This is a genomic window from Streptomyces sp. STAM6 (assembly GCF_054963715.1).
Genome location: NZ_JBUEFZ010000011.1, coordinates 195,211 through 205,319 on the forward strand (window position 1 = coordinate 195,211; position 10,109 = coordinate 205,319).

Sequence of the window (10,109 nt, forward strand, 5' to 3'; positions counted from 1 at the left end):
AGCACCTCTTCACAGCCCGTGCCGCGCCAGCGCCGCCGCCAGTACCGGGGGCCGCTCCCCCACCGGGCCCGTCCCGACGAGTTCGAAACGCAGGCCCGCCGCCACCGCGCCGCCGTCGGTGACCGGGTCGTCGCCGACGAGGAGGCACTCCCCGGGTTCGGTGCCGAGGCGGGCGCAGGCGGTGGTGAACACCTCGGGGGCCGGCTTGCAGGCGCCGAGTTCGTACGAGAGGGCGTAGTCGGCGACGCACTGGGCCATGGCGTGGAGAGAGAAGACGGCGCGGATGTCCCAGGCGATGTTGCTGAGCACCCCGACGCGAACCTCCGCCGCGGAGAGCCGTTCCAGGGCCGGACGGGTGTCGTCGTAGGGGAACCAGCGGCGGGGGTCGTTGAGGCGGTCGAAGACGGTGCGGAAGAGGGTCTCGTCGGCCAGGCCCGCCAGGCGGAACAGGGTGGCGTAGGCACGGCGGTTGGCCCCGGCGGAGAGATCGCGGCCCTCCCAGTCGGCGCGTTCGCGGGGGTTCATCGCGTCGAGCAGCTCGTGCGGCGCGCGCAGCGCCCTCACGACGCGGGCGCGGGTGCGGTGTTCGGCCGGGTCGTGAGGGGGGTTGGGGAAGAGCCAGTCATGGCCGGGCAGGCGTCCGAAGAGCGTTCCCGAGAAGTCGAACAGCACTGCCCGCACAGGGGGGACGGAAGCCGGGCCCGGGGTCACGACCGGGACGGGGTCCGGGTCCGGGTTCGGGACCGGGTCCGGGACCGGGGTCACAGGGACGCTCCGACCGCGGCGGTCACGTAGGCGACGGCGAACAGCAGCGGTGTCCACTGCTCGGCGTGGGTCAGCGGCAGGTAGACCCGCCAGTCCCTGCCCTCGGCGAGTGCCCGCCATTCCGCGCGGGAGAACGGGGACGCGGGCAGCCGGGCCTCCAGCTCCCCTATGACGCGGAACTTGGCTCCGTTGAGCTGGCGGTAGGAGCGGATCATCAGATACCAGGCGGCACATTGCGCCAGCATGATCGACGTGCCGGAGACGAGCAGCCAGCTCGCCACGTCGCGCAGTCCGGTGGCACCGAGCCCGACCAGGGCCGCCACCAGAGCCGAATTCAGGGAGAGGAAGAAGGTGTTGGTCAGGTTGCGGCGGGCGCTGACCCGGTCCGCCATCTCGACGCACAGTTTGTACTGCTCCATCACCGCCGCCTGATAGAGCTCTTTGCCGCCGGCGTAGTCCTTGGGCGTCACGGAGCTGTTCCAGGGCGCGGTCTCTGCGGGTTCGGCCATGGCGTCATTCTCGCGGTTCGGGCCGAGTTGGGGAGCGTTCGCCGAGATCAATATGATCCGGCGATGATCACAAGAAAAAGACTGGCGGCCGGGTTGTGCGGCCTGCTGGTCACATTGACGGGCGGGCTGTTCCCGGCAGTCGCCCGGGCCGACGCCGAACCGGACCGGAAACCGGCTCCGAAGGTCGAACTGGTGCTGGACGTCAGCGGCTCGATGCGGGCCACCGACATCGACGGCAAGTCCCGGATGGCGGCGGCCAAGCAGGCGTTCAACGAGGTCCTCGACGCCGTTCCGCAGGAAGTGCAGCTCGGCATCCGCACGCTCGGCGCGGACTACCCCGGCAAGGACCGCAAGACGGGCTGCAAGGACACCCGTCAGCTCTACCCCGTCGGTCCGCTGGACCGGACCGAGGCGAAGACCGCCGTGGCGACCCTGGCGCCGACCGGCTGGACGCCGATCGGGCCCGCGCTGCTGGGTGCCGCCGAGGACCTGGAGGGCGGTGACGCCACCCGCCGCATCGTCCTCATCACCGACGGGGAGGACACCTGCGCCCCGCTCGACCCGTGCGAGGTGGCCCGCGAGATCGCGGCCAAGGGCATCCACCTGACCATCGACACGCTCGGACTGGTGCCCGACGCAAAGACCCGTGCCCAGCTGGTCTGCATCGCCGAGGCGACCGGCGGTACGTACACGTCGGTGCGGCACACGGAGGAGTTGTCGGATCGGGTCAGCCAACTCGTCGACCGGGCCGCCGAGCCCACACTCACGCCCGTCGCCACGCAGGGCGCCGACCGGTGCGAGAAGGCCCCGGCGCTGAAGCCGGGGCTGTACACCGACCGTGAGACGTTCGGTGAGCACCGCTGGTACCGGGTTGACGTCCTGCCCGGCCAGGAGCTGCGCGCCTCGGTGAGCGTCACCGCCGACCGTGCGGTGAACCGGGACTACGGTGTGCTGCTTCGCGCGTCGACCGTGCACGGGCGGGAGATCGTGCGCGGCGAGGCCGCGGGCGACGGCCGCACCGATGTGATGTCGACCGGCCTGCGCTATCCGAAGCCGGACGTCGACGACGCCGACACGGACTCGGGCTCCGACGCGGACAAGCCGGCGGCCGAGACGGTGTGTCTGCGGGTGAGCAACTCCTTCTCCGCGGCCGCCGGGGTGAAGACCGAGCCCGGCCTGCCGGTCGAGCTGAGCATCGAGGTCGTGGACGGTCCGGACGATGCGTCCGACGCCGCCTTCTTCGGGCTCGGGCGCGGCTGGTGGCTGCTCGGGGTGCTGATCCTGACCGGTTTCGTGGCCGGTGTGGTGTGGGGCTGGCTTTCGCGCTGGCGCATCTCCGTGTGGAGGACCAACTGATGCGTACTGTAAGGATCCTCACCGCGGCGGCCGTGCTGGCAGGTGCCGCGTTCCTGGGCCTGCCGGGCGTGGCGGTGGCCGCCTCGCCGTCACCGGCCGCGAGCGGTGGCGACGGCGAGGCGGCCGCCCCGACCGAGGCGGGTACGTCGTTCCGGACGGCCACCGCCGTGCGCCCGGGACAGCGCGCCACGGCGCAGGCCTCGACGGGTGACTACCTGTACTGGCAGTTCCCGGCCGACGCCGCGCAGCGGGCCACCGTCCGCGCCACGGTGAAGCTGCCCGAGTCGGCCTCGCCGCAGGCCGAGTCCGCCTGGCAGATCGACGTGTACGACGGGCTGCGGCGCCGTCAGGCCTGTCGCTTCGGGCACCAGACGAAGACCGTTGCCGCGGGCACCCGGTCGGTCGAGCTCACCTGTCACCTGCGCACGGTGCGCGCCTGGGCCGAGCCGTGGTCGAACGACCCGCTGCCGGGGGCGTACTACGTGCGTCTGACGGCGGTGCGGCTGGCCGCGGCGGACGTCGGTCAGCCGTTCGACGCGTCGCTGGACGTCGCTGTCGACGACACGGGTGGCGCGGCGGCGGTGGACGGCAGCCTGTCCACCCCGCTCGTCCAGGGCTCCTCCGCCGGGGTGGAGCCCGAGGACGGCTGGGCCTCCGGGTGGTGGTCGAACCGCTGGTTGTGGACCGCCGGGGGCGCCGTACTCGCGGCGCTGGCCGGTATCGGCGGCTATCGCCTCACACGCGGCGGCGGGCGCCCCGCCGGAGTGCCCGGAGGCGCCTGACCCGCGTCCGCGGCCCGCATCACGCGTCACCCGCGTCCCGCGTTCCGTACGCGTGCGCCGCGCGCCCGGAGTCACCGCCGGGCGCGCGGCGCTTTCCGCGCACCGCGCGCGTTCGCCGGGCATGGTGGAGATCGACGGCTCCGAGACCCGGGGCGCCACCACCATGGGAGGGACGGCGAGGATGACCGATCCGCGGATCGTGACCGTGAGGCCCGAAGAGGGCCAGTACGCCTGGACGTTCGGCGGGGCTCCGCCGATCGCCCGTATCGCACCCGGCACCGTACTCGACCTGTACACGGAGGACTGCTTCGCGGGCCGGGTGCGGTCCGAGAAGGACCTGGTCTCGGAGGTGTGCACGTTCCCGTTCCTCAATCCGCAGACCGGGCCCTTCCACATCGAGGGAGCCGAGCCGGGGGACACGGTGGCCGTGCACTTCGTGTCCATCGAGCCGGCCCGCGACCGGGCCGCCTCGACCACCGTGCCGCTCTTCGGCGCGCTCACCTCCACGCACACCACGGCGACCCTGCAGGAGCCGTTGCCGGAAGTGGTGTGGATGTGGGAGCTGGACCGGACGCGGCGCACCTGTCTGTTCCGCGCGCGGGACACCGACATCGAGATCGAGCTGCCGATGGACCCGATGCACGGCACGGTCGGGGTGGCGCCCGCGAATCTGGAGGTGCGTTCCGCGCTCGTCCCGGACGCGCACGGCGGGAACATGGACACGCCCGAGATGCGGGCCGGGGTCACCTGCTACCTGGGCGTGAACGTGGAGGGCGCGCTGCTGAGCCTGGGTGACGGCCACGCCCGTCAGGGTGAGGGCGAGACCTGCGGGGTCGCGGTGGAGTGTGCGATGAACACCATGGTGGTGGTCGAGTTGCTGAAGGGTGTGGCGACCCCGTGGCCGCGCATCGAGTCGGACACGCACATCATGTCGACCGGTTCGGCCCGCCCGCTGGAGGACGCCTTCAGGGTCTCCCAGCTGGATCTGGTGGAGTGGCTGTCCCGCGACTACGGGCTGTCCCGGCTCGACGCCTACCAGCTGGTGACACAGGCGGGTGAGGCACCGCTGGCGAACGTGTGCGACACCAACTACACCTGCGTGGCGAAGATCCGCAAGGAGTGGCTGCCGGCCGGGGACCCCCACCGGGGCATGCACCGCCGGCTCCGTGAGGTGGCGTCGGTGCTGCCCCGGCCCTAGAGCGTGTTTCGCAAGTTCCCCCGGCCAGACGGGACTTTCGAAACACGCCCTAGGCCCGCGAAAGGGTCGCGGCCCGGTGGGGCCGCAGGGGTCGGAAGGGTCGGAGGGGCTGGAGCCTGGTGTGCGGGAGGCAGAACCGGCTGCCTTCCGGCTCGGCCAGGACGCGCCGGTTCTCGGTGCCGGTCCGGCCGGTGTCGATGCGTATGCGGAGCTTCGCGCGCCATGGGGTGCTGCCGGTGGGCCGAGTACGAGCGTGGGTCGTGGGCCGCCGAAGCCGGCGTCGGGGGGCCCGATCTCGGTGCTTCCGCCTCACTGCCGAGTTCGGGCCGGCCGGTTCCTCGCTCCGGCGATACGGCGAGTCGGCCGGGGCCGGCACGGCCGGCGACGAGCTCACTGATGCGCCATGCCATGCCCGTCGGTGCGGTCGGCCGACCCGGTGACGATCGTCGCCCCCCGCCGGAGGACGGCTCCTACGCGCGGACACGCCCGTCGAGTTGGCACTCCGCCGCGTCCACCGTCTGTGCGAGCAGCACCGCGATCGTCATCGGGCCGACGCCGCCCGGTACCGGGGTGATCAGGCTCGCGCGGGCGGCGGCGGACTCGAAGTCGACGTCGCCGACGTTGCCGGGGTTGTAGCCGGCGTCGATCACCACGGCGCCGGGCTTGATGTCCTCACCCTTGATGAAACGCGGCCGGCCGACGGCGGCGACGAGGATGTCCGCCTCGCGGACGGCCGCGGCAAGGTCGGCGGTGTAGGAGTGGCAGTACGTCACCGTCGCGTTCCGGGCCAGCAGCAGCATGCCGGCGGGCTTGCCGAGGATGGCGCTGCGGCCGACGACCACGGCGCGCTTCCCGGCCGGGTCGACGTCGTAGGCGTCGAGGAGCCGCATGATGCCGCCGGGGGTGCAGGAGACGAACCCGGGCAGGCCGAAGCTCATGGCCGCGAAGGAGCTGGTGGTGACGCCGTCGACGTCCTTCTCCGGGGCTATGGCTTCGGACGCGGCCCGCTCGTCGATACCGGGGCCGACCGGGTGCTGGAGGAGGATGCCGTGCACCTCGGGGTCCTGGGAGAGGCCTTCGAGGGTGGCGACCAGTTCGGCCGTGGTGGTCGTGGCGGGCAGTTCGACGTGGCGGGAGCGGATACCGGCCTTCTCGCAACGGGCGCGCTTCATCCGCACGTACGTCACGGATGCCGGATCCTCGCCGACCAGGACGGTCGCGAGGCAGGGCCGCGTGCCGGTGCGGCGGGCGAGGCCGGCGGCGCGGGCCGCGGTCTCCTCGACGAGGCGGCGGGCGAGGCCGCTGCCGTCCATGAGCCGGGCGGTGGTGGGAAGGGACAAGGGTGCTCCTCGGCGTCGTCGCGTATCGCTGATCGCCCAGGCGCACGGCATCGGCGGCGCTCTCGGTGCGTACCGGTGTGCCGCCGGGCCGCTCCCCGGTGGTGATCCACCCAAGCGCCAGTCACGGCCCGCGGTCCACTGTACGGGAGCGGCCGTCGGTCACATGACGCGGGCCCGCTTGTCGGTGCGCGCCCCCGGCGCCACGATGGCGGCGACGACTGCTCCGGAACGGCGGGGAGGGTGGGTTGAACGACCCCTGGGTGGCCCTGGAATCGGGCGTGGATCCGGTGGAGCGGGCCGGGGCGCTGCGCCGGGCGCACGAGGAGTTCACGGCGGGCGGGCAGGTGCGCGGGGCGGTGCGGGCCGTGGTGGCCGCGTCGTGGCGTCGGTCGGCGCGAGCACGGGTGAGTCCGGACGGGGCGGCCTGTGTGGAGTGGGGCGAGGACGAGCTGGGGGCGTACCGGGAGGGGCATCCGCTGGCCGCGGCGATGCCGGTGATCCGGGAGCTGACGGGCGGTTACGCCGCGGACGGGGAGCACCTGGTCGCGGTCTGCGACGGGCACGGTCGGCTGCTGTGGGTGGAGGGGCATCCCGAGACGCTGCGGCGGGCGGGGCGGATGAACTTCGTGGCGGGCGCGCGGTGGGCCGAGTCCGCGGCCGGCACGAACGCGCCGGGCACCGCTGTCGCCGTGGACCGGCCGGTGCAGGTGTTCGCCGGCGAGCACTTCCGGCGCCCGGTGCAGGCGTGGACGTGCGCGGCGGCGCCGATCCACGATCCGCGGACCGGGCGGCTGCTGGGGGCGGTCGACATCACGGGAGGCGACCGGCTGGCGCATCCGCACAGCCTCGCTTTCGTGCAGGCGGTGGCGCGGGCCGCCGAGTCGCAGCTGGCGCTGCTGTCGCCCGCGCCGGCCGGTGACCGGCTGCGGCTCTCGGCGCTCGGCCGGGACGAAGCGCTGCTGGCCGCCGGTGACGGCCGGACGGTACGGCTGAGCCGCCGGCACAGCGAGGTGCTGGTGGTGCTCGCCCGGCATCCCCGGGGCCTGGGCGGTGAGGAGTTGCTCGCCGCGCTCTACGAGGACGAGTCGGTCACTCCGGTGACGCTGCGGGCCGAACTGTCCCGGCTGCGCGGTCTGCTGGGCCCGGGGGTACTGCTGTCCCGCCCCTACCGGCTGGCCGCCCCGGTCGACACGGACTTCGACGCGGTGGCGCGCCGGGTCGCCTCGGGCCAGGTGACGGCGGCCGTCGGCGCGTACCCGGGACCGCTGCTGCCCGGCTCGTGCGCGCCGGCGGTGGTACGGCTGCGGCGGCGGCTGGCGGACCAGCTGCGGGCCGCGCTGGTGGCGCGCGGTGACGCCGGGCTGCTGGCGGACTGGGTGTACAGCACCTGGGGCGAGGACGACATCGAGGTGTGGCAGGCCCTGGCGGCGGCGGTACCGGCGGGGCGGCGCGCGGCCGTGCAGGCCCGGCTGCGGGCGCTCGACGCCGAGTTGTCGGGCGGTGCCGCGCGTGCAACGGGGTCGCAACGTACACGTCCCTAGTGTCGCCGCGGGCGCCGGCCGGCGGGCGGACGGCGCCGTCCGAAGGAGGCCAGCACATGACCCGTTACGCGGCGCCCGGTACGGAGGGCTCGATCGTCTCGTACGAGTCCCGATACGACCACTGGATCGGCGGGCAGTACGTGGCGCCCGCCCGCGGCCGGTACTTCGACAACCCCTCCCCCGTCAACGGTCGGCCGTTCACCGAGGTCGCCCGCGGTACGGCCGAGGACGTCGAGCGTGCCCTGGACGCGGCGCACGCCGCCGCACCCGCCTGGGGCCGGCTCCCGGCGGCGGAGCGCGCCACGGTCCTGCTGCGCGTCGCCGACCGGATGGAGGCGAACCTGGAGAAGCTCGCCGTCGCCGAGAGCTGGGAGAACGGCAAACCGGTGCGGGAGACCCTGGCCGCGGACATCCCGCTCGCCATCGACCACTTCCGGTACTTCGCCGGTGCCGTCCGGGCCCAGGAGGGCTCGCTCAGCGAGGTCGACGACGACACGGTCGCCTACCACTTCCACGAGCCGCTGGGCGTCGTCGCCCAGATCATCCCGTGGAACTTCCCGATTCTGATGGCGGTGTGGAAGCTGGCTCCCGCACTGGCCGCGGGCAACACGGTGGTCCTCAAGCCGGCCGAGCAGACGCCGGCCTCGGTGCACTACTGGCTGAGCCTGGTGGCCGATCTGCTGCCGCCCGGTGTCGTCAACATCGTCAACGGCTTCGGTGAGGAGGCCGGCAAACCGCTGGCCTCCAGCCCGCGGGTGGCGAAGATCGCCTTCACCGGCGAGACCGCGACCGGCCGGCTGATCATGCGGTACGCGTCGGAGCACCTGAAGCCCGTCACCCTCGAACTGGGCGGCAAGAGCCCGAACCTCTTCTTCGACGACGTCTGGGCCGTCGACGACGACCTGCGCGACAAGGCCCTCGAGGGCTTCACCATGTTCGCCCTGAACCAGGGCGAGGTGTGCACCTGCCCCTCACGCGCCCTGATCGAACGCGGCCGTTACGGCGACTTCCTGGACGCGGCGGTGGCCCGCACCGAGGCGATCACCCCCGGCCACCCGCTGGACACGGACACGATGATCGGCGCCCAGGCCTCCCAGGAGCAGCTGAAGAAGATCCTCTCCTACCTGGAGATCGGCCACAGTGAGGGCGCCAAGATCCTCACGGGCGGTCAGCGGATCGAGTACGACGGCGAACTCTCCGGCGGCTACTACGTCCAGCCCACCATCTTCGAGGGCGACAACCGCATGCGGATCTTCCAGGAGGAGATCTTCGGCCCGGTGGTCTCGGTGACCTCGTTCCAGGACTTCGAGGACGCGGTCCGCATCGCCAACGACACGGCCTACGGCCTGGGCGCGGGCGTCTGGACCCGCGACATCAACACCGCCTACCGCGCGGGCCGCGCCATCCAGGCGGGCCGCGTCTGGACGAACTGCTACCACGCCTACCCGGCGCACGCCGCGTTCGGCGGCTACAAGCAGTCGGGCATCGGCCGCGAGACGCACAAGATGATGCTGGACCACTACCAGCAGACGAAGAACCTGCTGGTGAGCTACTCCCCCAAGAAGCTCGGGTTCTTCTGAGCGGCTTGAGCGAGGCGGTTGACAGCGTGTCCGGGCGGACCGCCGACAGCCCGTGAACGACCGCCTGGCGACGCCGCGGTGTCCGGGAGGGGACCCGCCTTCGCGATCGCCCATTCGCCTCGAGTTCAAGAACGGCCTCTCCATCCGCTCGACCGCCCAGACGATCAATCCCATCGCCGGCGCGCACCTCGCGGCCGAGTGCCCAGGCACACGTGGACCGCTCTGTGGCGATAGATCGCTGTACGAGTCGGAGCCGCGGTCCGGGCCCGAATACCGCGCCGGCCGCAGGGCACCAACCCGACGAGAGGAGGTCGCGTTGATCGTGCGTGCCCTCCCGTGACAAAGTATTCGCACTCGCATTCTGCGAACAAGTTTACGCACGGGGGCTCTTCGACCATGGCTGTGACAGTGCCAGACTGGGCGGACACGCTGCTCGACCTGGTGGGGGTGAACTGGCCCAACGTCGACGAGGACGCGTACCGCGACATGGCGGACGCGCTGCGGGAGTTCGCGGACGATCTCGCCGACGACGGCCAGCTCGCCAACAACCACATGGAGCGTCTGCTGTCGTCGGGTCACGGCGAGGCGATGGACGCGCTGAACGAGCACTGGGGCAAGGTCAAGGGCAAACACCTCAAGGACATGATCTCCGCCGCCCGGACGATCGCGGGCGCGCTCGATATGGCGGCGGGCGCGATCGAGACCATGAAGTGGAAGGCGGTCGCGGAGCTCGGCATTCTGGCCGGTCAGACGGGGCTGGCGATGGCGCTGATCCCGGTGACCGGTGGCCTGTCCGCGCTGCTGGGTGCCGGCGCGATCGCGTTCACGAAGAAGCAGTTGCTGAAGCTCATCACGGGCGCGATGGAGGAGGCGGTCGGTCACATCGTCTCCGTGATGACCGAACCGGCCGTGGCGGCGCTGGAGAACATGGCCGCGGACCTGGTGGTCCAGGTCAGCATGGACGCCCTGGGCGTCCAGAACGGTGTGAACCTCGACCAGACCAAACAGGCCGGCAAGGACGGTTTCAACGAGGGTGTG

9 protein-coding genes and 1 riboswitch are annotated in these 10,109 nt (G+C 72.3%); of the genes, 6 read left to right on the top strand and 3 right to left on the bottom strand.

The genetic code is table 11. The features are described from left to right. Nucleotides 1–9 precede the first annotated feature (9 nt). Both ACY34K_RS16465 and ACY34K_RS16470 read right to left on the bottom strand, forming a co-directional pair. Nucleotides 10–681, bottom strand: a complete 672-nt coding sequence (locus tag ACY34K_RS16465; protein ID WP_462747550.1) for an HAD family hydrolase — start codon at nt 679–681, stop codon at nt 10–12. 80 nt (nt 682–761) lie between these two features. Continuing rightward, nucleotides 762–1,274, bottom strand: coding sequence for a RipA family octameric membrane protein (locus ACY34K_RS16470; RefSeq protein ID WP_462747552.1), 513 nt, complete (start codon nt 1,272–1,274; stop codon nt 762–764). A 63-nt stretch (nt 1,275–1,337) separates the two neighbouring features. Between ACY34K_RS16470 and ACY34K_RS16475 the strand changes: the two genes are divergently transcribed. The 3 genes from ACY34K_RS16475 (at nt 1,338) to ACY34K_RS16485 (ending at nt 4,610) form a co-directional block, all read left to right on the top strand. After that, nucleotides 1,338–2,630 (top strand): VWA domain-containing protein, encoded by a 1,293-nt coding sequence (locus ACY34K_RS16475; protein WP_462747555.1) that lies wholly within the window; start codon nt 1,338–1,340, stop codon nt 2,628–2,630. Then, a complete protein-coding gene (locus tag ACY34K_RS16480) occupies nt 2,630–3,412 on the top strand; it encodes a hypothetical protein (protein ID WP_462747556.1) in 783 nt (260 codons plus the stop codon). The genes ACY34K_RS16475 and ACY34K_RS16480 overlap by 1 nt, the downstream gene beginning before the upstream one ends. 181 nt (nt 3,413–3,593) lie before the next feature. Next, nucleotides 3,594–4,610 carry an acetamidase/formamidase family protein gene (locus ACY34K_RS16485; protein WP_462747574.1) on the top strand — a complete coding sequence of 339 codons (1,017 nt, stop codon included), beginning with the start codon at nt 3,594–3,596 and terminating at the stop codon, nt 4,608–4,610. Nucleotides 4,611–5,080: 470 nt separating this feature from the next. On the opposite strand, the gene ACY34K_RS16490 is transcribed toward ACY34K_RS16485, so the two are convergent. Beyond that, nucleotides 5,081–5,923 (bottom strand): bifunctional 5,10-methylenetetrahydrofolate dehydrogenase/5,10-methenyltetrahydrofolate cyclohydrolase, encoded by an 843-nt coding sequence (locus ACY34K_RS16490; RefSeq protein ID WP_462747576.1) that lies wholly within the window; start codon nt 5,921–5,923, stop codon nt 5,081–5,083. Nucleotides 5,924–5,977: 54 nt separating this feature from the next. After that, nucleotides 5,978–6,085: riboswitch (ZMP/ZTP riboswitch) on the bottom strand. 110 nt (nt 6,086–6,195) lie between these two features. Between ACY34K_RS16490 and ACY34K_RS16495 the strand changes: the two genes are divergently transcribed. From ACY34K_RS16495 to ACY34K_RS16505, 3 genes are all read left to right on the top strand, one after another. Continuing rightward, nucleotides 6,196–7,491, top strand: a complete 1,296-nt coding sequence (locus ACY34K_RS16495; protein WP_462747559.1) for a GAF domain-containing protein — start codon at nt 6,196–6,198, stop codon at nt 7,489–7,491. 56 nt (nt 7,492–7,547) lie between these two features. Further along, the gene (gene exaC, locus ACY34K_RS16500) at nt 7,548–9,071 is read left to right on the top strand and encodes an acetaldehyde dehydrogenase ExaC (RefSeq protein WP_462747560.1); all 1,524 of its coding nucleotides are present in this window, start codon (nt 7,548–7,550) and stop codon (nt 9,069–9,071) included. A 396-nt stretch (nt 9,072–9,467) separates the two neighbouring features. Then, nucleotides 9,468–10,109 (top strand): WXG100-like domain-containing protein (locus ACY34K_RS16505; RefSeq protein ID WP_462747562.1); only part of this gene is annotated, 642 nt, incomplete at its 3' end.